22 protein-coding genes are annotated in these 23,001 nt (G+C 59.9%); 7 read left to right on the forward strand and 15 right to left on the reverse strand.

The features are described from left to right. Nucleotides 1–48: 48 nt before the first annotated feature. Nucleotides 49–471, reverse strand: coding sequence for a nucleoside-diphosphate kinase (gene ndk, locus ACTZWY_RS13795; RefSeq protein ID WP_444791283.1), 423 nt, complete (start codon nt 469–471; stop codon nt 49–51). 89 nt (nt 472–560) lie between these two features. After that, nucleotides 561–1,955, reverse strand: coding sequence for a 30S ribosomal protein S12 methylthiotransferase RimO (gene rimO, locus ACTZWY_RS13800; protein WP_444791284.1), 1,395 nt, complete (start codon nt 1,953–1,955; stop codon nt 561–563). A gap of 163 nt (nt 1,956–2,118) precedes the next feature. Here rimO and ACTZWY_RS13805 point away from each other — a divergent pair, with 163 nt between their 5' ends. The 3 genes from ACTZWY_RS13805 to ACTZWY_RS13815 all read left to right on the forward strand — a co-directional run bounded on the left by ACTZWY_RS13805 (nt 2,119) and on the right by ACTZWY_RS13815 (nt 4,339). After that, the gene (locus tag ACTZWY_RS13805) at nt 2,119–2,391 is read left to right on the forward strand and encodes an I78 family peptidase inhibitor (RefSeq protein WP_444791285.1); all 273 of its coding nucleotides are present in this window, start codon (nt 2,119–2,121) and stop codon (nt 2,389–2,391) included. Between the two features lie 121 nt (nt 2,392–2,512). Then, the gene (locus tag ACTZWY_RS13810; RefSeq protein WP_444791286.1) at nt 2,513–3,556 is read left to right on the forward strand and encodes an aldo/keto reductase; all 1,044 of its coding nucleotides are present in this window, start codon (nt 2,513–2,515) and stop codon (nt 3,554–3,556) included. An 81-nt stretch (nt 3,557–3,637) separates the two neighbouring features. Further along, nucleotides 3,638–4,339, forward strand: coding sequence for an HAD family hydrolase (locus tag ACTZWY_RS13815; protein ID WP_444791287.1), 702 nt, complete (start codon nt 3,638–3,640; stop codon nt 4,337–4,339). Between the two features lie 20 nt (nt 4,340–4,359). On the opposite strand, the gene dtd is transcribed toward ACTZWY_RS13815, so the two are convergent. The 10 genes from dtd to hisB form a co-directional block, all read right to left on the reverse strand. Then, nucleotides 4,360–4,803, reverse strand: a complete 444-nt coding sequence (gene dtd / locus ACTZWY_RS13820; protein WP_444791288.1) for a D-aminoacyl-tRNA deacylase — start codon at nt 4,801–4,803, stop codon at nt 4,360–4,362. Further along, the gene (locus ACTZWY_RS13825; protein WP_444791289.1) at nt 4,803–5,720 is read right to left on the reverse strand and encodes a carbohydrate kinase family protein; all 918 of its coding nucleotides are present in this window, start codon (nt 5,718–5,720) and stop codon (nt 4,803–4,805) included. Before ACTZWY_RS13825 ends, dtd begins: the two co-directional genes overlap by 1 nt. A 16-nt stretch (nt 5,721–5,736) precedes the next feature. After that, nucleotides 5,737–6,831, reverse strand: coding sequence for a primosomal protein N' (replication factor Y) - superfamily II helicase (locus ACTZWY_RS13830; protein ID WP_444791290.1), 1,095 nt, complete (start codon nt 6,829–6,831; stop codon nt 5,737–5,739). Nucleotides 6,832–6,931: 100 nt separating this feature from the next. After that, on the reverse strand, nt 6,932–8,038 hold the full coding sequence (locus ACTZWY_RS13835) for an SPFH domain-containing protein (RefSeq protein WP_444791291.1): 1,107 nt from the start codon (nt 8,036–8,038) through the stop codon (nt 6,932–6,934). A gap of 44 nt (nt 8,039–8,082) precedes the next feature. Further along, on the reverse strand, nt 8,083–9,084 hold the full coding sequence (locus ACTZWY_RS13840) for a DUF2927 domain-containing protein (protein WP_444791292.1): 1,002 nt from the start codon (nt 9,082–9,084) through the stop codon (nt 8,083–8,085). Nucleotides 9,085–9,088: 4 nt separating this feature from the next. Continuing rightward, nucleotides 9,089–10,267 (reverse strand): toxic anion resistance protein, encoded by a 1,179-nt coding sequence (locus tag ACTZWY_RS13845; protein WP_444791293.1) that lies wholly within the window; start codon nt 10,265–10,267, stop codon nt 9,089–9,091. Nucleotides 10,268–10,309: 42 nt separating this feature from the next. Next, entirely contained in the window at nt 10,310–11,182 is an 873-nt protein-coding gene (locus ACTZWY_RS13850; protein WP_444791294.1) for a 5-bromo-4-chloroindolyl phosphate hydrolysis family protein, read from the reverse strand. Between the two features lie 196 nt (nt 11,183–11,378). Further along, nucleotides 11,379–12,278 (reverse strand): pseudouridine synthase, encoded by a 900-nt coding sequence (locus tag ACTZWY_RS13855; protein ID WP_444791295.1) that lies wholly within the window; start codon nt 12,276–12,278, stop codon nt 11,379–11,381. 85 nt (nt 12,279–12,363) lie between these two features. Continuing rightward, nucleotides 12,364–13,002, reverse strand: coding sequence for an imidazole glycerol phosphate synthase subunit HisH (gene hisH / locus ACTZWY_RS13860; protein ID WP_444791296.1), 639 nt, complete (start codon nt 13,000–13,002; stop codon nt 12,364–12,366). A gap of 6 nt (nt 13,003–13,008) precedes the next feature. Next, nucleotides 13,009–13,596, reverse strand: coding sequence for an imidazoleglycerol-phosphate dehydratase HisB (gene hisB, locus ACTZWY_RS13865; RefSeq protein WP_444791297.1), 588 nt, complete (start codon nt 13,594–13,596; stop codon nt 13,009–13,011). A 105-nt stretch (nt 13,597–13,701) separates the two neighbouring features. Between hisB and deoD the strand changes: the two genes are divergently transcribed. After that, nucleotides 13,702–14,406, forward strand: coding sequence for a purine-nucleoside phosphorylase (gene deoD, locus ACTZWY_RS13870; RefSeq protein WP_444791298.1), 705 nt, complete (start codon nt 13,702–13,704; stop codon nt 14,404–14,406). A 15-nt stretch (nt 14,407–14,421) separates the two neighbouring features. Here the strand turns inward: deoD and ACTZWY_RS13875 are convergent, their stop codons facing one another. Beyond that, nucleotides 14,422–15,216: an FkbM family methyltransferase gene (locus ACTZWY_RS13875; RefSeq protein WP_444791299.1), complete on the reverse strand. Its 795-nt coding sequence runs from the start codon at nt 15,214–15,216 to the stop codon at nt 14,422–14,424. 238 nt (nt 15,217–15,454) lie between these two features. On the opposite strand from ACTZWY_RS13875, the gene rpsB reads away from it, so the two are divergent. Beyond that, nucleotides 15,455–16,234, forward strand: a complete 780-nt coding sequence (rpsB, locus tag ACTZWY_RS13880) for a 30S ribosomal protein S2 (RefSeq protein ID WP_444791300.1) — start codon at nt 15,455–15,457, stop codon at nt 16,232–16,234. Nucleotides 16,235–16,312: 78 nt separating this feature from the next. Beyond that, nucleotides 16,313–17,185, forward strand: coding sequence for a translation elongation factor Ts (tsf, locus tag ACTZWY_RS13885; protein ID WP_444791301.1), 873 nt, complete (start codon nt 16,313–16,315; stop codon nt 17,183–17,185). Between the two features lie 128 nt (nt 17,186–17,313). Here the strand turns inward: tsf and ACTZWY_RS13890 are convergent, their stop codons facing one another. Together ACTZWY_RS13890 and ACTZWY_RS13895 are read right to left on the reverse strand one after the other, a co-directional pair. Continuing rightward, nucleotides 17,314–19,083 (reverse strand): SulP family inorganic anion transporter, encoded by a 1,770-nt coding sequence (locus ACTZWY_RS13890; protein WP_444791302.1) that lies wholly within the window; start codon nt 19,081–19,083, stop codon nt 17,314–17,316. Nucleotides 19,084–19,343: 260 nt separating this feature from the next. Next, nucleotides 19,344–21,356, reverse strand: coding sequence for a PAS domain S-box protein (locus ACTZWY_RS13895; protein WP_444791303.1), 2,013 nt, complete (start codon nt 21,354–21,356; stop codon nt 19,344–19,346). Between the two features lie 195 nt (nt 21,357–21,551). Here ACTZWY_RS13895 and purB point away from each other — a divergent pair, with 195 nt between their 5' ends. Beyond that, nucleotides 21,552–22,856 carry an adenylosuccinate lyase gene (purB, locus tag ACTZWY_RS13900; protein ID WP_444791304.1) on the forward strand — a complete coding sequence of 435 codons (1,305 nt, stop codon included), beginning with the start codon at nt 21,552–21,554 and terminating at the stop codon, nt 22,854–22,856. Nucleotides 22,857–23,001: the final 145 nt, after the last annotated feature.

Genomic DNA, 23,001 nt, shown 5'->3' on the forward strand with positions numbered 1-23,001 from the left:
GGGCCATGGCATGCGGCATTCTGTCCGAAGGGCAGATGGACTGGCGTATCAGCCGACCAGTTCAAGACCGGAAAAGAAATACGCGATTTCAACCGCGGCTGTTTCCGGCGCATCCGATCCGTGGACCGAGTTTTCGCCAACCGATTGCGCGAATTCGGCGCGGATGGTGCCGGGTGCTGCATCGGCGGGGTTGGTGGCCCCCATGACTTCGCGGTTCTTGGCAATGGCGCCTTCGCCTTCCAGAACCTGAACAACGACAGGGGCCGATGCCATGAAGTCGCACAATTCTTCATAGAAGGGGCGTTCGGCATGCACTTCGTAGAATTTGCCTGCCTGCGCCTTGGTCATGTGGATGCGTTTTTGCGCAACGATGCGCAGACCGGCTTCTTCGAACTTGGCATTGATCTTGCCGGTCAGGTTGCGGGTGGTTGCATCGGGTTTGATGATGGAAAACGTGCGTTCCAGGGCCATGTGTAGTCTCCGTTTCAGAAAATCGTCAGAACGGCGGGTGCCGTCCGGTTCCGGCGCGCCATAGCATGCCCGAATGACAAGGAAAAGGCTTAAGCGATTATCTGCCCCCACAGGTCATATTCGCTGGCTTCATCCACCTGAACAGTCACAATATCGCCGACCGACAGCGTGGCGGTTCCCTCATCGATGAACAGGTTTCCGTCAATTTCGGGCGCGTCCGCTTTGGTGCGGCATGTGGCGATACCGTCACTGTCTATATCGTCGACGATAACATCCAGCCGCTGGCCCACCTTGACGGCCAGCTTTGCGGCTGAAATGGCCTGCGCTTTTTCCATGAAGCGGTCCCAGCGGTCGGCCTTCACATCGTCGGGGACATGGTCGGGCAGGTCATTTGACCGCGCGCCTTTGACGTTTTCATATTGAAAACACCCAACACGGTCCAGTTGCGCCTCATCCAGCCAGTCCAGCAAGGTCTGGAATTCTTCCTCTGTCTCGCCGGGATAGCCCACGATGAAGGTTGATCGCAGGGTAATATCAGGGCAAATCCCGCGCCATTCGGCAATGCGGTCCAGCGTGCGTTCGGCATGGGCGGGCCGCGCCATACGTTTGAGTGTGTCGGGGTGCGCATGCTGGAACGGAATATCCAGATAAGGCAGCACCAGCCCGTCGGCCATAAGCGGGATAATTTCGCGCACATGCGGGTAGGGATAGACATAATGCAGCCGCACCCATGCCCCCAGCGACCCCAGATCGCGTGCAAGGTCGGTAATATGGGCGCGGTGGCCGCGGTCACTGGCGTGTTTTATGTCCACCCCGTACGCGGATGTATCTTGTGAAATGACCAGCAATTCGCGCACGCCTGCGGTGACCAGCTTTTCAGCTTCGCGCAAAATGGCATGGGCGGGGCGGCTGACCAGACGGCCGCGCATATCGGGAATGATGCAGAATTTGCACTTGTGATTGCAGCCTTCGGATATTTTCAGATAGCTGTAATGGCGCGGTGTCAGGCTGACGCCCGATGCGGGCAGCAGGTCGATAAACGGGTCCGGCGCTGGCGGCACAGCGCGGTGCACCGCGTCCAGCACCTGTTCATATTGGTGCGGGCCGGTTACGGCCATAACGCGCGGGTGCGTGCCGGTTATATATTCGGGTTCTGCCCCCAGACAGCCCGTCACAATGACGCGGCCATTTTCCGACAGCGCCTCGCCAATGGCATCAAGGCTTTCGGCGCGCGCCGAATCCAGAAACCCGCATGTATTGACGATGACAGCATCCGCGCCCGCATAATCGGGGCTGATGGCATAGCCTTCGGCGCGAAGGCGCGTCAAAATGCGCTCACTGTCCACCAGCGCCTTGGGACACCCAAGGCTGACCATGCCAATCGTGGGTTGGCCCGCGCGCGCAGGGGCATGCTGTGCCAGCCGCGCATGCGGGGCAAGGTCAGGGCGCAGGTCGGGCGGGTTCAGGTTTGTGCGATCACTCATGGCGCGGCATATAGCCTGTGCCGCGCCATGCGGAAAGCCCTTATATGACAGCGCGCATGCAGTCCCTTCGGCGGGTTTTTTCCGATGCGCAGGCGGGCAGGGTGCATGTTGGGAAAAACTGCCCTAGCATTTGCAACAACAGTAATTCCCGAAAGGCCCGAATATGCGTCTTGTTGCCCCCCTGCTTGGACTTGTGCTGCTGGCTGCGTGCCAGACCGAAACGCCCGACCCCGCCCCCGATATGTCAGCCAGCTGCGGCGCGGCTGATCTGCAACCCTTGCAAGGCCAGCCGCTGGCGCAGTTTCAAGGCCACCCGACTGCGCAAGCGACCCGAATCATTGCGCCGGGCATGGCTGTGACTATGGATTACCGGCCTGACCGTCTGAATGTCGAACATGACGCGGATATGGTCATCACGCGTATTTTTTGCGGGTAAACGGTGCGGCCACCCGCCTGATACGCAACTTTCCCGCCCGTGGCCCGCAGGGGCGGGATTTCACCCTGCCAATCCGTGAAATATGGTTTATGGTCCGCCCGAAACGAACAGCAAGGCAGGAATGATGCAAAAAGAACAGCTTGGGCGCAGCGGCCTGAATGTTTCGGTCTATTGTCTGGGCACAATGACCTTCGGGAACGAAACCGACGAGGGCGACGCCCATCGCCAGCTTGATATGGCATGGGAGCGTGGCATGAATTTTCTGGATGCGGCAGAAATGTATCCTGTCAATCCGGTGACCTTTGAAACCGCCGGACTGACCGAAGAAATCGTCGGGCGCTGGCTGGCCAGCCGCCGCCCCGCCGATGCGGTGATCGCCACTAAAATCACCGGCGCGGGGTCGGCTGCGGTGCCCGATGGCGCAGCCATCAGCGGCGCGCGCCTGCGCGCGGTGGTCGAGGCATCGTTGCGCCGCCTGCAGTCGGACTGCATCGACATATTCCAGCTGCACTGGCCAAATCGCGGGTCCTATCACTTTCGCAAAACCTGGGGGTTTGATCCGTCCCACCAGAACCGCGCGGAAACGGTTGCCCATATGACCGAAATTCTGCACATGGCGCAGCGTTTGATTGACGAAGGCAAGATCAGGCATTTTGCCCTGTCAAATGAAACCGCATGGGGCACGACAACATGGGTGCGTCTGGCCGAAGAAGCGGGCCTGCCGCGTGTGGCCACAGTGCAGAACGAATATTCCATGCTGTGCCGGTTGTTCGATCTTGATATGGCCGAAATGTCGGTGAATGAAGACATCCCGCTTCTGGCCTATTCGGCACTGGGCGCGGGGTTGTTGACGGGCAAATACGCGGGCAACGTGACCCCCGAAAACACACGCCGCGAACGCGCCCCGGACCTTGGCGGGCGCATCACGCCCCGCGTCTTCGAGGCGGTTTCCGGCTATCTGGCCATTGCCAATGAAACAGGGCTTGATCCAGTGCATATGGCCTATCAATGGACGCGCACGCGCCCGTTTCAGTGCATTCCCATTGTCGGCGCACGCAACGCCGCACAACTGGAGCATTTGCTGAACGGTGTTGATGTGACCTTGGACCCGCAGGTTTGCGCGGCCATCGACAAGGTATACAAGGCGTTCCCAATGCCGTTTTGATATGCGGCGCGGGTGTCATGCCTGTGTCATGCGCACCCGCCATAGCGGCAGCGAATTTCTTACCAAAGGGCGGCGCGGACCATGAAACTGGCAGGTGTATCTGCGGTGTTGTTTGACAAAGACGGCACCTTGTTCGACTTCAGCGCCAGCTGGTCAGACTACACAACCGGTATTCTGAATGATCTGTCCCAAGGTGACGAAAGCCGCGCCCATGCCATGGCCGCGTCATTGCAGTTTGATCACCAGGCGCGGCAGTTCATGCCCGGATCGCCAGTGATTGCGGGCACAGTTGACGTGGCCGCCTGCCTGCTGGCGCCGCATCTTCCACATATGGGCCATGGGGCCATTGTGGCCTATCTGAACGAAACATCGGCAGATATCGCTATGGTGCCCCCGGTTGCATTGTTGCCGCTGCTGCACACCTTGTTGCAAGGCGGGCTTGCGCTGGGGGTGGCCACCAATGACGGCGAACGCCCGGCGCGCGCGCATCTGGCGCGGGCGGGTGTGTTGCATCTGTTCGGTCATGTGCTGGGCTATGACAGCGGCTTCACCCCCAAACCGGACCCCGCCATGCTGCGCGGCTATGCCGACTTGGCGGGGGTTGCCCCCGAATCCGTGGTGATGGTGGGCGACAGCACCCATGATCTGGTTGCAGGCCGCGCGGCGGGCATGGCGACCATAGGTGTTCTGACCGGGGTTGCGCGCGAAGATGACCTTGCGCCTTTTGCCGACATCATCATGCCCCATATCGGGCATCTGCCGGATGTGCTCGACCTGGGCTAGGGGTTCAGCGCGCGCGCCCCTTACCCCGCAGTATCCAGCCAGATGGTCACCGGCCCGTCATTAACCAGATGAACCGCCATATCCGCCCCGAAGGCGCCGGTTTCAACCGCCACACCCAGTTTGCGCAAGGCGGCGGCAAAATGCAGATACAGCCTTTCCCCGTCTTCGGGCCGCGCCGCAGATGAAAATCCGGGGCGGTTGCCACTGGCCGTATCTGCGGCCAGTGTGAACTGGCTGACGACCAGCGCATCCCCGCCCGTATCTTTCAGCGCAAGGTTCATTTTGCCCGCCCCATCGCGGAATATGCGCAGCTTGTGTATCTTGGCGGCCAGCATCTCGGCCTGCGCGGGGGTGTCGCCCTGCATCGCACAGACCAGCACCAACAGCCCCGCCCCGCATTGGCCAATTGTCTGGCCATCCACGTCAACCCGCGCCTGGGCAACCCGCTGAACAAGCGCGCGCATCAGATTTCATGCGCCCAAGGCGGGTTGGCCCCCGCGCGCGACACTGTAACGGCGGCAGCTTTTGCGCCCAGCGTCAGCGCCGCCGTCAGCTGCGCCGCGTCCACTGATGCAAGACCCGCCTTCGTCAACGCGCCCCCCTGCCGCAACGCGGCCAGAAAACCCGCATTGAACGTATCGCCCGCGCCCACAGTGTCGACCACCTCAACCCGCTGCGCGGGGGCCTGTGCAACAGCGCCCCGCATGACGGCGCGGGCCCCCTTCGCCCCTTCGGTAATTACCACGACCTTTGGCCCGCGCGCGCACAGCGCCCGCGCCAGGGCCTCAACAGCGCCATCCCCCATCAACCAATGCAGGTCCTCATCTGACAGTTTGACAATATCGGCCCGCGCAAACATCCGGTCCAGCCGCGCGCGATAAGCGCTTTCATCGCGGATGAAACCGGGGCGGATATTGGGGTCCAGCATCACCACCCGGTCCCCGGCGCGCGCGCAAAGCGCTTCATAACTTGCCCCGCAAGGGTCCCCGACAAGCGAGATGCCGCCGAAAAACAGGGCCTCAACCCGGTCCGTCAGCTCCGGCAGTTCCGCGATTGTCATTTCGCGTAGCGCAGTGCCCCGGTCGTAGAACGCGTAGCGCGCCTGCCCATCGGTCAAGGTGACAAAGGCCAGTGTGCAGGGCCGGTCCACAGCCGGGGACAGGCTGTGATCCACACCTGACGCATCCAGCGCCGCGCGCAACTGCGCCCCGAACAGATCATCCGATAACGGGCAAAAGAACCCCGATGCCGCCCCCAGCCGCCCCAGCGCGATGGCCGTGTTGAACACTGCGCCGCCCGCATAGGGCGCAAATGCTGCTTCATGACCGGCCGTCTGGCGCGGCAACATGTCAATCAGCGCTTCACCGCAACACAGGATCATGATCTTTCCCCCAACTTCAAAATCCGCCCATCTCCGCGATGTAAAAGGCCAGCGCCAGAATGACCAGCCCTGCAAGCACCGCGCCCGCAATCTTGGGCCAGGACCATGGCCGCTCCCCCTGAACGCGCCCGGTCTGGCCATTCACGATAAACCGGTAGCTTTTGCCCCGATACCGATAGGCCGCCATCCAGATGGGCAACAACAAATGCTTGAAGCGTTCATCGTCATACTCGGTGCTGACCGAGGAAACGCGCTGTTCATCCCCCCCGATATCGCGGCGAATATCAGCCTCGATTTGCTCTGCCATCCGCTGTTTGGCAATGTCAAACCCCTCAGGCAACTCCACGCTATACGCCTCGGCGCGAAATCCCGACAGGTAATCGGCGCTATACAGCTGAAGATCCGCCAGCGTCCAGGGTTCCAGCTTGCGGATATTTGCGCGCGGCAGCGCATTGGACGCCATAACCAGCACATCCAGAAACTGGCGCGACACCTTGCCCGATGCCGCGCTCCAGCGTGTGCGCCGCTCGCGGCGCGTCTTGCCGTCTGACCCTTTTACTGTGACATAATAATATGTGCCGCGCTGGCCGGTATACTGGCTGTCGGTTGCAACATCGAATGCCCAATAGGGCACATATAACCCGTTCAAATGCCCCGTGCTGCGCGCATATTTTGACAGCGCGGACGGCGCGAACCACAACCCGCGCAACCAGTCTTTCATCTTGTGTTTCGCCTGCGCTTCACTCAGCTTGAAGGGCACAATCGCCTGTGGCTTGATATGACGGTTTATACCGGTATCGGTCACCACCGGACTGGCGCAGAACGGGCAATCTGCGGAATGCACATTCGCCTCAAACTGGACATCCGCCCCGCATGTGTCGCAATGCACGACGCGCGTTTCCTCCAACTCCGAAGGGGGCAGGGTATCGGCCACAGCTTCATGATAATCCAGCGACTGCAGCGCCGTCAGGCGCGTGTCATCATCAATTTGCGGGATCGGCTGTTCATGCCCGCAATAGGCGCAGTTCAACCGCGCCTGACCCGGGACGAATCGCAGCGAAGCGCCACATTGCGCACAGGGAAAACGGTGTTCGGTCTGGGATATGGGCATGTTTTCTTTCCACCACCGGGCGCGTTCTTCCGCACCCCCGCATCTTCATCTTGCCAAAAATACTCAAATACACCGCAGCCCTGCAGCGCGCCCTGTCGGATCAGGCCGTGGGGGGGGGCGGTGGCGGGGGTGCGCCAAACAGGCTGGCAAGCGCGGGCACATCACCTGCCTTTGCCCACCCGGCCTGACCTTCGGTCCACACCAGCGTGTCGCGCGTGATCTGCCCTGCCAGTTGTGACTGGGCGAATGGACCGCGGGTCTGGCCGTTTTCGGCGATGTGCCACAACGGTTCTGATGCCGGTGGGGGGGGCGGCGGCGGTGTCGGTGTCGGGGCAACCGGCTGGCCGGACATCGCTTGCCCCATGGCCTGCGCCATCCCCATGCCCATGCCCATACCCAGGCCCGCCCCAAGCCCCGCGCCCATGCCCCCGTCACTGCCACCAGCCGCGTTTTGCATGGCTTGCGCTGCCGAGAACTGGGTGAATTTGTTCAGATCGCCCACAATGCCCATGCTTGTGCGCTGATCCAGCACCTTTTCCACTTCCGGCGGCAACGAGATATTCTCAATATACAATTCGGGCATTTCCAGCCCGTATTCCGCCAGTGTGGGGGCGATGGCCGTGCCCACCATATCGGACAGGTCCTTGGTATTGGCGGCCATGTCCAGCGCGGGAATGCCGCTTGCGGCCAGAACACGGCTGACCTTTTGCACGACAATATTGCGGATCTGGCCGGAGATCTTCTCTTGCGTGAAATCACCGTCAGTTCCCACGATTTCGCGCAGGAACGGCACCGGATCGGCCACGCGAATGGCATAGGACCCGAAGGCGCGCAGCCGCAACGGCCCGAATTCGGGGTCGCGCAGCATGACAGGGTTTTGCGTGCCCCATTTCAGACCGGCAAACCGGCGTGTGTTGATGAAATAGATTTCGGACTTGAAGGGTGAATTGAACCCGTGGTCCCAATGCTGCAATGCGGTCATCAGCGGCATATTGTTGGTTTCCAACATATACATGCCCGGATCGAACACATCTGCCAACTGGCCTTCGTGAACAAACACGGCCAATTGCCCTTCGCGCACGGTCAGCTTGGCCCCATACATGATGGAATTGCCGTAGCGTTCAAAACGATAGACCATCGTATTTCGGGTGTCATCGGTCCATTCGATAACGTCGATAAACTGACCTTTAAGGAAACTGAACACCATGGTGGTCCCTCTGGTTTAGGAAAACGGGTATGAAGGCAGGTTGTCTAACTCTCGCCGCCCATCACCTCCTGGGCGATCTGACGGATAATCGGGCGGGCCTCGCGTTCGCGCATGCCGGGACGCAGGCGCGGGTCATACAGGATGCGCAGCAGGTATTCATCCATCCCGGTCAGGACGGCGAATTCGGCGGCGTCATTGAACAAGGACGGGCGCGCACGCGGGCTGTCATTTGGCAGACCCATCCCTTGGGCGAGTTCTTCATGATAACATGCCATGCGCGACAAATCCGGCAGTTCCGCGCGGATGATGGCAACTGCGTCGGTATAAATATCGGTGCCACTGCGCGAAAACGCCAGCACCAGACAAGATACGCCCAGCGGCAGATCGGTGACAATGCTTTCAGTCACTTCGTCTATGCCGGGCACGATGTCGCGCAAGCGGGGTCCAATGGCGCGCCGCTCTGCCTCGTCCAGAACCAGAACGTGGAAATTCCCGTTCGTGGCAGTGACGCGCACGGGGTGGTCTGTCAGCCCCGCCAAACGGGCCGCAAACCCGTTGACAAGGCGCGTGTCCGCGCGGCGCATGACGGCAGGAACCGAGTCCCCGAATTCCAGCCGAAGGGTGACAGGCCGCTGCCAGCGCCGCAACGGGGACGGGGTTTCGCGTTCGCGCAACCGATTATTCATGAAGGTGTATTCATCATGCAAGGCAACGCGCACAAACACCTCCTCCAGATCGCGGGCCGCGAAGGGCAGATCGGCAGGCCGCGGGTCAGTGCGCAGCAAGCCGTCGGCCAGACGCTGGTCTTCGATACGCTGGAAATGGGCCGCAATGGCCCCGGAGCGGGGCGCGCGGGTTTCAATTTCCGTGGCGGGGGCGGCGGGTTCGGGGGCCGGGGCGCTGGGGGTCGTGGGTGCAACCGGCGGGGATTGCGTGGTGGTAAAGGGCACACAAGCCCCCAGCGCGACACTTAGCGCGACAGCACAGGCAGGGCCGCGCCTTATGCGACCCCAGCGCGCTGGGAATGTGTCGCGCCCCGCCTGCATTGTCCTATCCCTTGTCTGTCTGCGGTCCAGCGCCATCGCGCGCACGCGCAGATGACAGGGAATTGCGCAAATCAGCTTCCATGCGCGTCAGGTCCTCTTCGGCGGCAGCGCGTTTGGCACGGCCTGCATCGGCTATTTGCAAGCTGTCCTCAATGGTGGCAATCAGCGTTTCATTGGCCTTCTTGACGGCTTCAATATCGAACACGCCGCGCTCGATCTCCTCTCGGACTTCGCGGTTGGCCTCGCGCAGGTTTTCGGCATTCGCGGTCAACAGGTCATTGGTCAGGTCATTGGCCGCGCGCACTGCCTGCGCCGCCTCTCGGGACCGCTGGATGGTCAGCGCTTGCGCAAGCTGCGTTTCCCAAAGCGGTACAGTGTTGACCAGTGTGGAATTGATCTTGGTGACAAGGCTTTTGTCATTTTCCTGCACCAACCGGATAGAGGGCAGGGACTGCATGGTCACCTGACGGGTCAGTTTCAGGTCATGGACCCGGCGTTCCAGATCGTCACGCGCCGCGCGTATGTCGCGCAATTCCTGCGCAATAAGCACCTTTTCGTTTTCTTCGGCAGCGGCAAGCTGGGCTTCCTTCGCCGGAATGTCAGTTATGTCCAGCTCCTTCAGCTTCGCTTCGCCTGCCGCAATGTAAATCGCCAGTTCATGATAGAACTCCAGCGTTTTTTCATACAGTTTGTCCAGCGCCTTGATATCTTTCAGCAGCGTGGTTTCATGGGTCAGCAGGTTGCCCGTGATGCGGTCGATCTGGGACTGAACTGTGTTATAGCGTTCCTGAAACTTGATGATGGGCGCGGCCTTGCCGGTCAGGCGTTCCCACCAGCTGCGCTTGCGGCGGGTGTCCAACTCACTGATGGAAAACCCGCGCAACGTGGCCACCATGTCGCGCAATCCATCGCCCGCAGGCCCAAGGTCCTTGTTCTTGACATCGGCAAGCATGGCTTGGCTGATCTGTTGCAAATCCATCTGCGCGCGTGACCCGAAGCCGATAATGGTGCCGGTCGACCCCATGTCGATTTCGTCCATACGCGCGCGAATGGCATCAGCATCAGATGCGGGCGCGTGATCCAGCGTGACCATATCTGCCGATGGCTCGGCCAAGGGCATTGTCACGACAGCATTGATTTCTTCGCTAAGCCCTGCAGCCTGCAGGCGGATGGTGTCTGACATTGCAATGCCCCTCTCATACTTTCGATAATGAAAACAATTACGCTACAGTGGTTCCTGCGCGCGCAGCCCTTCACGTTCCAGCCGTTCGCGCAAAACTTCGATTTCAATTTCCAGATCCGTGCGATCATCTTCCAGCAACACCTCGCGGCGCAATGCGAAGCGGGTTTCAAGATCATCCAGAAGCGCCTGATAGTCAACGCGCGCCTGCTCGTCGCGGTTGCGTGCGTAAAGATCGGCAAACTTCACCGTCGCATCCCGCGCCCCCACCAGATAAACGCCCAAATAGCGCCGCGCAGCGCCCAGCCGTCTGGGGTCATTTTCCACTGCGTGAAACAACTGGCGCAGCGTGCCTGCAAAACTGTCAACACGGCGGGCAAGTGCGCGGTCCCCACTGCGCTTTATGGCGTCTTGCATGGCGGCCAGATGCATCTCTGCCTCCTCGACGGCGCGCGCGGCGCGGTCGGTCTGGAACGTGTCCACCCCGTCCATGCCCTTGTCGGTCAGTGGGTCCGCACCAAATGCACCAAAATGCAGCGCCCCACCTGCCACCGCGAAGATGGAGGCGGCCATAACCCCGTCCGCCACCCCGGCCAGCGCCAACCCGGCCCCCATCAGGACCGACGCGAACATCTTGCGCGGAATAGCAGGACGGCGCGCGACCTTGCGCGCCTCATAGGCGGCCTGCGCCACAACCCCCTCGCGTGTCAGCCATGCCGCCAACATCAGCACACCAAACGCCCCAAGGTTCAGCGCCAGCCCCACAGGGTCCTTGAAAAAGGCACCAATCGCAAAGGCGAAGGGCAGCATAAACAACAAATTGACGCGCGCCCCCACCGGATGGGGACGTGCCGGCACGGATGCAGGGCTGGTGCGGTTCCCGTCAGGGCTGAAACGCCCGCCGAAACGCTGGCTCATGACTAGCCCCCTGTAATGGCAACATAAAAGGTCAGGGCCACAAGCAGCGCGAAGGACGTTTTCTGCAATCCCGTGGACATGTTAACCCCGATACATAAACCGAATATGTGGTAGATATAAAAGCGGAACGACCAGATTAAAAGGCCAGATTAAAAGCATCGAACGCCCAATCGCCGGGCGGCGCACAGGTCAGCTGCTACCGCGTGGGGCGCTTGGGGGGGCGCGCGGGTTTGGTCGCATTGCCCGTAGCGGGGCGCGCAGGGCCACCCGGACGTGGCGGGCGCGCGGGTTTGCTGTCCGGGCGGGCAGGGCGTTTGGCCTTTGGGCCTGTGCCCCTATTCTGGCGGGCCGGGGCCTCCGGGCTGCCCGGCGGCACCACTTCGCCCAATTGCTCGCGCAGCACCCGCGATTTCACTTCGCTGACCGCGCCCTTGGCCAGTTGTCCCAACTGAAAAGGGCCATAGCTGACGCGGATCAAACGGTTCACACTTAACCCCACATGCGCCATCGCCCGGCGTATTTCGCGGTTCTTGCCCTCGCGTATGCCAATGGTCAGCCAGGCATTCGCCCCTTGCTGGCGGTCAATGCTGACGATCATGGGCTGAAACCGCTCGCCCTCAATCACAATACCATCACGCAGCGGGGCCAGCATGTCGTCACTCGGGGTGCCGTTGACGCGCACGCGGTATTTGCGCAGCCAGCCTGTGCTGGGCAGTTCCAGCCGGCGCTTCAGATCGCCATCATTGGTCAGCAACAACAACCCTTCGGAATTCAGGTCCAGCCGCCCCACTGACATGACGCGCGGCATATCTTCGGGCAGGGCGTCAAACACTGTCGGGCGGCCCTGCTCATCGCGTGTGGTGCTCACCAGCCCCAGCGGTTTGTGATACATCCACAACCGCGCAGGTTCCGCAGCCGCCAGCGGCTTGCCGTCCACACTGATACGGTCGCGCGCCGTGACATTCAGCGCGGGGCTGTCAATGCGCTTGCCATTCACACTGACCCGCCCGGAGATGATCATCACCTCGGCCTCGCGGCGCGACGCCACACCCGCGCGCGCCAGAACCTTGGCAATTCGTGATCCGTCCTCGGACATGGGCCCCTCCTTGGGTTTCATCTTGCTAAAAATACTCAGGGCTGAACTGGCCAAAACCCAAAAGGGGCGCGCGACCCTATACCCCTCAGGGGGTCCAACGCAGGAAATTGGCAATCATCCGCAAGCCTGTGGCCTGCGATTTTTCAGGGTGGAACTGGGTGCCCACGATGTTGTCGCGCGCGACAATCGCCGTCACCGGGCCGTCATACTCCACATGCGCCAGCAAATGGGCGGGGTCTGCCACCTGAAACTGGTAGCTGTGCACGAAATAGGCATGATCGCCGCTGCGCACCCCATCCAGCACCGGATGGGCGCGGTCAATCACCAGATCATTCCAGCCCATATGTGGCACTTTCAGCGCGGGGTCACCGGGCGCAATGCGCACCACCTCGCCCCCGATCCAGTCCAGACCGGCCACATCTTCATATTCGCGCCCCATGCTGGCCAACATCTGCATGCCCACGCAAATGCCCATAAACGGCACCGCGCGGCGCAAAACCGCGTCTTCCAATGCCTCTGTCAGGCCATCCACAGCCCCAAGGGCGCGGCGGCAGGCAGGGAATGCCCCATCGCCGGGCAGCACAATTCGCGTAGCCCGCGCCACATCTTCGGCGCGCGCACTGACCAGCACCTCGCCCGCGTCGGTTTCAAGCGCCATGCGCTGAAATGCTTTTTGCGCGGAATGCAGATTGCCGCTTTCGTAATCAACCAGAACTGTCAGCATATGCGCCTATAATGCCCCCTTGGTTGACGGGATCGCATCCCCCTTGCGCGGGTCTGTTTCCACGGCCATGCGCAGCGCGCGCGCCACGGCCTTGAACGTGGCTTCCGCAATGTGGTGGCTGTTGAAGCCGTGGATCTGGTCGATATGCAGCGTGATCCCGCCATGTGTGGCCAGCGCCTGAAAGAACTCGCGCACCAGTTCGGTGTCGAATGCGCCTATTTTCGCAGTCGGAAAGGTGACATTCCACACCAGAAAGGGCCGCGCCGACAGGTCCAGTGCGCAGCGGATCTGCGCATCATCCATGGGCAGATGGCATTCACCATAGCGCCTTATGCCGCGCTTGTCGCCCAGGGCCTGCGCAATGGCCTGACCCAGCGCGATGCCGCAATCTTCGACGGTGTGGTGGTCGTCAATATGCAGATCGCCCGATGCCTTCAGCGCGATGTCAATCAGCGAATGGCGCGCAAGCTGGTCCAGCATGTGATCGAAGAAGCCCACGCCGGTCTCAATATCATACGCGCCGCTTCCGTCCAGATTGACGCTGGCCGAAATATCGGTTTCGGCGGTCTTGCGGGTGATCAACGCCTTGCGCATGGGCACTCCTTCATTGTGTCTGTCTGGCATGCGTGGGTGGTATAGGCGCTTGCGCGGGGCGGGGGAAGGGGGCAATCTGGCGCCAACAGCTGAAAAGGGGCACAGATGGCACTTCATATCGGGGCAAAGCCCGGGGAAATTGCGCAAACAGTCCTGATGCCGGGCGATCCGTTGCGCGCCAAATGGGCGGCCGAGCGGTTCCTGAGGGATGCGCGATGCGTCACTCAGGTGCGCGGCATGCTGGGCTATACCGGCACATGGCAGGGCCACCGCGTCAGCATTCATGGCTCTGGCATGGGGATGGCGTCAATGTCGATTTACGCCCATGAACTGATCCGCGATTTTGGCGCGCGCACTGTAATTCGCGTAGGGTCCACCGGTGCGATGCAAGATCATGTGAATTTGCGCGATATTGTGCTGGCGCAGGCCTGCACGACCATTTCCTCCCCCTCGCACCCGCTGTTCAGGGAGGTGCAGTTTGCCCCCTGCGCGGATTTTGGCCTGTTGCGCGCTGCCCATGATGCGGCTTGCGCCCAAGGGGTGCCGGTGCATGTGGGCAATGTCTACAGTTCCGATGTGTTCTATGATGAACGCCCCGACCTGAATGCTGTCATGACACGCCACGGGGTTCTGGCGGTCGAAATGGAAGCGGCGGAATTATACAGTGTTGCCGCGCGGTTTGGCGCACGCGCGCTGGCTGTCATGACCGTGTCTGACCATCTGCTGCGCGATGAACACCTGTCATCCATGGACCGCGAACAGGGTTTGGGCCAGATGTTCGAACTGGCGCTGCGCGCGGCTTTCGCCTGACGGGGGCGTGCCGGTTCAGGGGCGCGCGCGGGCGCTGTAGAACTGCTCCAGCGCAAGCAGGGCGTGGGCGTGTGCCAGCGCATCAGGGTGCAGAAACAATATGTTGAACTGGTGGCGAAACTCGAAATCCCGCGCGACGGGAATCAGGCCAGCCCCCATCAGATGGGCGCAAATATCGGTATGCAGCCACTGCCCGGACCAGAAGGCGCGCGTTTCCACCTCGATCATCAAGGACTGGATGCGGGGCAGGGTGCGCGCGGCCCCCGCCAACAGCTTGCCCGCCGCCCCCTCCACATCAACCCAAAGTGCCAATGTGCCGGTCTGGTCGCTGAAACAGGCGTCCAGCGTTGTGCCGGTGACAGTGACTTCTTCGTGGCGGGCGGTGGCGTCTGTGCGTGTCAGCAACGAACTGCGCCCCGATGCGGGCTGGCGCGCGACGCCGCCTTCTTCGATCAACACGTTGAAGGTGACAGGGCCTTCGTGATCGGTCAGCGCGTTCAGCCGGTAGTCGACGCCCGCGGCCGCAAAATTTGTCTGGCTTGCAAATTTCTTGAAATTATAGGGGTTCGCTTCAAATGCTGTGACCGATGTTTGCGGCGACACTTCGCGTATTTTCAACGATGTCGCGGCGTTATGGGCGCCGGCTTCCACAAAATGGGCCGGCTGTAGCGCGCGTTGCAGCCCGTAGAACAGCTGCCGCAACTGCCGTGCGGACAGTTTGCGCCCCTCGCGCCCGCGCAGGTCATAAAACTGTGCGGCTTCCGAAACCCGGGCCAAGGCGCCGGCAACATTGAACGGGTCCATACGCATTCCACTTTTCAGCTACTGTGGAACCTACAGTGGCGCGCGAAACATATGCGGTCAAGCCTGCGCGCAGTATTCGCGTCTTGCAGCTTTAATCCCCTTGCGCCGCGCCCGCAAAGCCGCTACTGCAGCGCCACTTCACAGGTAGGGGCAGGGCCAAGGGACAGACATCCCCCAAGGTCCACCGGTTGAGGCACTGGCCTTCAAATCCCCTACCCAGGCGCAAACCGGAAAGGAAAACGATATGGCGCTTCCTGAATTCACACTGCGTCAGCTTTTGGAAGCTGGCGTTCACTTCGGCCACCAGACCCAACGCTGGAACCCGCGCATGGGGCCATATATTTATGGCGATCGCAACGGGATCCACATCATGGACCTGACGCAAACTGTCCCCATGCTGGACGCTGCGCTGAATGTGGTGCGCGAAACAGTTGCAAAAGGCGGGCGTGTGCTGTTTGTCGGCACCAAACGTCAGGCCCAAGGCCCGATTGCCGATGCGGCCGAACGCTCTGCGCAATACTATATGAACCACCGCTGGCTGGGTGGCACGCTGACCAACTGGAAAACTGTGTCCCAGTCGATCCAGCGCCTGAAATCCATTGACGAACAACTTGACGGTGGCGCCGAAGGCCTGACCAAGAAAGAGCGTCTGGGCATGGAACGCGAGCAGGCAAAACTGCAAGCCAGCCTTGGCGGTATCCGCGATATGGGCGGCCTTCCGAACCTGTTGTTCGTGATCGACGTCAACAAGGAAGATCTGGCCATTGCCGAAGCACGCAAGCTGGGCATTCCTGTTGTTGCTGTGGTTGACACCAACTGCTCGCCCGATGGTGTGGATTACATCATCCCCGGCAATGATGACGCGGCGCGCGCCATTTCGCTGTATTGCGACCTGATCGCCCGCGCGGCCCTTGACGGGATGAGCGCGCAGATGGGCGCTGCGGGTATCGACCTTGGTGCGCTGGAAGAAGCCCCTGTCGAAGAGGTGCTGGCCGAAGCGGGCATCGAAGCGTCTGACGCATAAGCGCCCGGTTTTGACATGAAATTGTGACAGGGGCGTGTTTGAACGCCTCTGTTTCCTTCATTTGCAGGAGTAAGAGCAATGACCATCACCGCTGCAATGGTGAAAGAACTGCGCGAGACAACGGGCGCAGGCATGATGGACGCGAAAAAAGCGCTGACCGAAAACAACGGCGACATGGAAGCGGCACAGGACTGGCTGCGCACCAAAGGTCTGGCCAAAGCCGCGAAGAAATCCGGCCGTGTGGCCGCTGAAGGGCTGGTTGGCGTTGCGGTCGATGGCACCAAGGGTGTGGCCGTCGAGATCAACTCGGAAACCGATTTTGTCGCCAAGAACGCCGAATTTCAGGCCATGGTCGCCAATATCACCAATATCGCGCTGACCGTGTCTGATGTGGACGCGCTGAACGCCGCGCAGTCGAACGGGACGCCCGTTTCGACAATCCTGACCGATGCAATCGCCAAAATCGGCGAAAACATGACGCTGCGTCGCATGGCCACTGTCGAGGGTGACTCCGTCGCCGCCTATGTGCACAATGCGGCCACCGACGGCATGGGCAAGATTGGTGTTCTGGTTGCGCTGAAGGGCGCTGACAGCGGCATTGGGAAACAGATTGCGATGCATATCGCGGCCACAAACCCTGCGTCCCTGTCCCAAGCAGACCTTGACCCCGCGCTGATCGAACGCGAGAAATCCGTTCTGACCGAACAAGCGCGCGAGTCCGGCAAACCCGAAGCCGTCATCGAAAAGATGATCGAAGGCCGCATGAAGAAATTCTTTGAAGAAGTAACCCTTCTTGGACAGAAATTCGTCATGGACCCCGACAAGACGGTGGCCGAAGTTGCCAGCGATGCGGGCGTCGAAGTGGTGGCTTTCATCCGTATGGAAGTCGGCGAAGGCATTGAGAAAAAAGAAGAAGATTTCGCCGCGGAAGTTGCAAAACTTCAAGGATAAATCCTTGCGATGATCTGTTGTGAAAAACGGCGCTGTCACAGGCGCCGTTTTTTATTTGCCCCCGGCAGGGGGGGACCTGAAGCAACGCCGAATGTCCTGCAGTATTTTTTTTATAGCACAGCGCCGCGTCATGATGCCTGTGTCGGGCTGCGCAGCGTTTCACAGCGGTCGCGTTGCTGGCACGCGCGCGTCACGGATGGCGACAGCGCCATCATGGCGTCAAACTGCGTCAGGTAAATAGCACCCGTCAGGTCATTCAGGAAATGGCTGCGCGCCAGTTGGTCCATGACCGGGCCTTTCACCTCGGACAGGTGGAACTGGACATCAGCGGTTTTCAAGCGGTCGTTGATGGCTTCCAGACTTTCGAGGGCCGAGGCGTCGATGTAGTTGACCGCCGTGCATTGCAACACCACATGGCGCAGGGCAGGGCGGTCCGACAGGGTTTGCACAATGCGGTCCTCCAATGCGCGGGCATTGGGAAAATACAGCGATTCATCAACTCGTATCGAAAACACCTGATCATCAGTCACCACATCATGACGCGCCACGTTCCGAAAATGCTCGGTGCCTGGAACCTGCCCCACGACAGCCATATGCGGGCGCGATGTCCGGTATAGAAACAGCACCAAGGACAGCCCAACCCCCGCGATGAGCCCCTGTTCAACCCCTACGAACAGGGTGAAAACCATGGTCGCAGCCATCGCCGCGCCATCCGCGCGCGAATAAGCCCAAGTGCGCGGCAGCGCGCGAAAATCCAGCAGCGACACGACAGCCACAATGATGATTGCAGCCAGCGTCACGCGCGGCAGCGAATACATAAGCGGGGTCAGCACCAGAAGCGCGACAGCAATCAGCACAGCCGTAATTGCCCCCGCCGCAGGCGTTGCCGCGCCGGCGTCGTAATTGACAATTGACCGCGACAACCCGCCCGTGACCGGCATTGCGTTACTGACCCCCGCGCCCAGATTCGCCAACCCAAGGGCAACAAGTTCGCGGTTCGGATCAACAGATTGACGCTTCTTCGCAGCAAGGGTCTGCGCGATCGAAATGCTTTCGACATAGCCCACAATGGCAATCATCGCAGCCGGTGCAAGCAGCAACTGGATAAGTCCGATATCAACCGAAGGCATGCCAAATTCCGGCAAACCGCGCGGCACATCGCCAAGGATAGCCACGCCCCGGTCTTGCAGCCCGAAGGCAAGCACCACTGCGGTGGACGCCACAACCGCAATCAGCAGCGCAGTTTTGCCAAGCAGTTTTGCCACCGGCGCCGACAGGCCCATGCGTTGCAACACCTGCGCCAACCCGGTGCGCGCCCAGATCAGAAACGCAAGAATTGCACCGGCCAGCGTGACCGTCACCCAAGATATCTGGCTGATATTCGCCACCAGTGACGGCACAACTTGCGGCAGTGTTTTCCCGGTGATGTCCGCCCCCAGAATGTGGCGCAGCTGGCTGGCCGCGATCAGCAATCCGGCAGCGGTTATGAACCCCGAAATCACCGGATGGCTTAGAAAACTGGCAATGAACCCCAGCCTGAACAGGCCAAGGGCCAGCATCATGGCACCAGATAGCAGTGCGATCCATACTGCTGCGAGATGGTAGTATTCGGTTCCAGATTGCGCGACCGCCCCGGCCGCGGCGGCCGTCATCAAGGCAACCACCGCCACCGGCCCCACCGCCAAGGCCCGCGATGTGCCGAATGCCGCATACAACACCAGCGGAACTATGGCCCCATATAGCCCTGCTTGCGGCGGCAACCCCGCCAGCATGGCATAGGCCATGCCTTGCGGGATAAGCATGATCGTCACCACCATGGCCGCAATCACGTCATTGCTCAGATCCGCGCGCGTGTAATGTCTGGCCCATGCCAGAAAGGGCAGAAATCGTGTAAGCATATGCCAAAGCCTGTCAGTCGGGGGGCTGGCCCGACACGGGGGCCGGACCAGCGAAGCCTTCATATACGGACAGTCAAAACATATTACAAGATTTGAATATTAAAACCGCTGTGAAAACCTGATACCCCCTTGTTCCGTGTCTTGCCAAAAACACACGCCTTGCAGCACGCCTCACGTTCCTTGACGGTCGCGCATGAGGTGCAGAACATATGTGCAGTTCTGCACCGCAGGCCCCGGTTCCAGCGCCGGTCAGGCGGGTGTCAATCCTTCAAGCGGTTGATGGTTTCAGCAAGCCGTCCCACGCGGTCGCGTGTGGCGGCAATCTTGGCGTTGACCTGTTCGGCGGCTTCGCGCGCGCGCACGGCCAGGGCGCGCACTTCCCCCGCCACGACCGCGAATCCGCGCCCTGCATCGCCCGCGCGCGCGGCTTCCACCGAGGCATTGAGCGCGAGCAGGTTGGTTTGCATCGCAATGCTGTCAATCGTTTCAACCACCGCCGAAATTTCCTGACTGGAGGCCGTCACATCGCGCACCGCTTCATTCGTGTCCTTCACCGCCTGCGCGCGCGATGTGATGTCCGGCCCATACATCAGGAATTTCTGCACATCGCCTGCAATATCAGTCAAGGTCAGGAAATAGGCGTCAAAAATGGAGTCCGTTCCATCCACACGCGAAAAGACGATGTCCTGACGGTATTCGCCAGCTTCCCTCAATCTGGAAATTTTGTCAGGTTCCAGCAGTTCCAGCAGGCCGGGCAGGGGCTGGCCGTCCAGATGCCCGGTCAGGTAGTCATTGGCCTTGATGCTGCGCCCCTCAGCGTTCCATTCCGCCATGGCCGCAGTCTTGGAAATGGCTTCCAATTGGCGGGTGAATTCCAGCGATGTCAGCTTGATTGACGAGATATTCGCCTGAACAGAAATGAATTTTTCGATCTTTCCAGCCTTGTCAAAAACCGGGTTGATCGCCAGTGAAATCCAGTAGGGTTTGCCCGCGCGGTTGTAGTTCAAGATCTCCTCATAAAAAGGGGTGCCGCTTGCCAGCGCTTTCGAGATGCGCTTAACAGTTTCAGGGTCGGTTTCAGGGCCTTGCAGAAAATCACCCGGCCTGCGTCCCATCACTTCTTGCGCGGAATAGCCGGTCAGACGGGTGAAGCCCGAATTCACATAAATCAGCTTGCGGCTTGCATCTGTAATAAGGACCGCATTATCCGTTTCATCGGCCACCAGCGACAACAGGCGAATATGCTCGCGCCGTTTCACTTCTTCGGTCACATCGCGCAAGAAGGCCGTGTAGGTTATTGAGCCATCTTCGCGTGGGACCTTGGACAATGACAGATTGACCCAGCGCTGCTCGCCATCCTTGCGAACAAGTTCCACCTCCCTTGAAGTGCCGACAATGCGGTTCACCCCCGTGGTGCGGTTGCGATTGACCAGATTGTCATGATTTGCCCGGTGGGTGATGGGGACAAGCATATCGACATTTCTGCCAATCACGTCTTCGCGGTCATATCCCCACAGCCGTTCTGCCGCAGGGTTGAAGAAAACGACATTGTTGTCAGCGTCAATTTCGACCACTGCATCAAGGGCTTGTTCCAGCGTTTCGCGCAGACGACGTTCCGCCGCTTTGATGCCCGATATATCTTTCAGAAACGCAGTATAGCATATGCCCGCGCTGGTATTGACCTTCGACAAGGTCAGGCCAACGGTCACTTGCGTGCCGTCAGCGCGTTCAATCTGAACTTCACGCATTGTGCCGACAATGCGGTTTTCGCCGGTGCGCCGGTTGCGGTGGACCATTTCATCGTGATTGTGCCGCATCACTTGGGGCACAAGGTGTTTGACATTGCGCCCCAACACCTGTTCGCGCGGCAATTGCCACAGGCTCTCCGCAGCCTTGTTGAAAAACACCACGTTGTTTTCAGGGTCAATGGAAACGACCGCATCGATGGCCTGTTCAAGGATCGCGTCGTTCTGCTGATCTTTCGCCACGTCCAGACACACAAGCTGCACAGTGCTATCACCCAGTTTCAGGTCATAGGTGCTGCGCTTGAGCATGGAGGCGGGCTTGGTGTCCTGCTTGGAGAGGGAGCTCAGCAAGTCCTCGAATGTGATGCCATGCAGGTCAACGCCCCATTTGCCTGCCATCTCGGCGAATTCGGAATTCGCGTAAATCACGACGCCCTGATCGTTGACCAACACGCTTGGTTTGGAAATCTGCTCAAGAAAACCGTAGTCCGAAGCAGGCTTGAATGAGGTTGGTCGCCAGAAACGCATATGTCGTATCCTCGAATCGAACATTGTGGTCAGGATACCTATGTCGGGAAATCACTAAATTTCCGTATAGCAGGCGTTGTAAATTAAACCCATAATCAGTATTATGTTAATTACAGATCAAACCGCAACGGCAACTTGCGATCATGCGCCCCTGTCGGTATGACGCATGAAAGCGAACCCGCAAGAGGCCTGTGCATGATCCCGCGTTATTCCCGCCCTGAAATGGTTGCCATCTGGTCACCGGAAACGAAATTCCGCATCTGGTATGAAATCGAGGCCCATGCCTGCGATGCTCAGGCGAAACTGGGCGTGATTCCGGCAGCAAGCGCCGCTGCGGTCTGGAAAGCCAAGGATGTGGAATTCGACGTCGCCCGCATTGACGAAATTGAGGCCGTCACCAAACATGATGTCATCGCGTTCCTGACGCATCTGGCGGAAATCATCGGCAATGACGAAGCGCGCTTCGTGCATCAGGGCATGACCAGTTCTGACGTGCTTGATACCACCTTCAATGTGCAGCTGGTGCGCGCCAGCGATCTGTTGCTGGCCGATATGGATGCCCTGCTGGATGCGCTGAAGCGGCGCGCGATGGAACATAAATTCACCATCCGCATGGGCCGCAGCCACGGCATTCATGCAGAACCCACGACCATGGGCCTGACCCTTGCGCGGTTTTACGCGGAAATGAAACGCAACCGTGACCGGCTGGCGCTGGCGCGCAGCGAAATTGCTACAGGTGCTATTTCAGGCGCTGTCGGAACCTTCGCCAATATCGACCCCAGCGTGGAAGAACATGTCTGCGCGCAACTGGGCCTGACGCCCGAACCCATCAGCACGCAGGTTATTCCGCGCGACCGGCATGCAATGTTCTTTGCGACATTGGGCGTCATTGCCAGCAGTATTGAAAACGTGGCAGTTGAGATCCGCCACATGCAACGCACCGAGGTGCTGGAAGCCGAGGAATTCTTCAGCAAGGGCCAGAAAGGGTCCAGCGCGATGCCGCACAAGCGCAACCCTGTCCTGACCGAAAACCTGACGGGACTGGCGCGGCTGGTGCGCATGGCAGTTGTGCCCGCGATGGAAAACGTGGCGCTTTGGCATGAACGCGACATTTCGCATTCATCGGTGGAACGCATGATCGGCCCTGATGCCACCGTCACACTGGATTTCGCGCTTGCCCGTCTGACGGGTGTCATCGACAAGCTGGTGGTCTATCCTGACAATATGATCACCAATATGAACAAGTTTCGCGGCCTGATCCATTCGCAACGCGTGCTTCTGGCGCTGACGCAGGCGGGCGTCAGCCGCGAGGATGCCTATACCCTTGTGCAGCGAAACGCGATGAAAGTGTGGGAAAAAGGGTGCGACTTTCTTGAAGAATTGCTGGCCGACAAGGATGTGCGCGCCGCGCTGTCCGAAGAAGAAATCCGCGCAAAATTTGATCTTGAATACCATACCAAGCATGTGGAAACGATATTTTCGCGGGTTTTTGGCGTTTAGTTTCAAAAACCGTCTTGTTTTGGCAGGAATCGTGCTAGCTTTAAGGCACCATGACGGAGGTAACACAATGAAACTCAGACTGGCACTTTCGGCAATTGTTCTTTCCCTGACGCCTGCATTGGCATCGGCCATGTGTTCTGGAATG

The organism is Roseinatronobacter sp. NSM (assembly GCF_052379845.1).
GTDB lineage: Bacteria > Pseudomonadota > Alphaproteobacteria > Rhodobacterales > Rhodobacteraceae > Roseinatronobacter.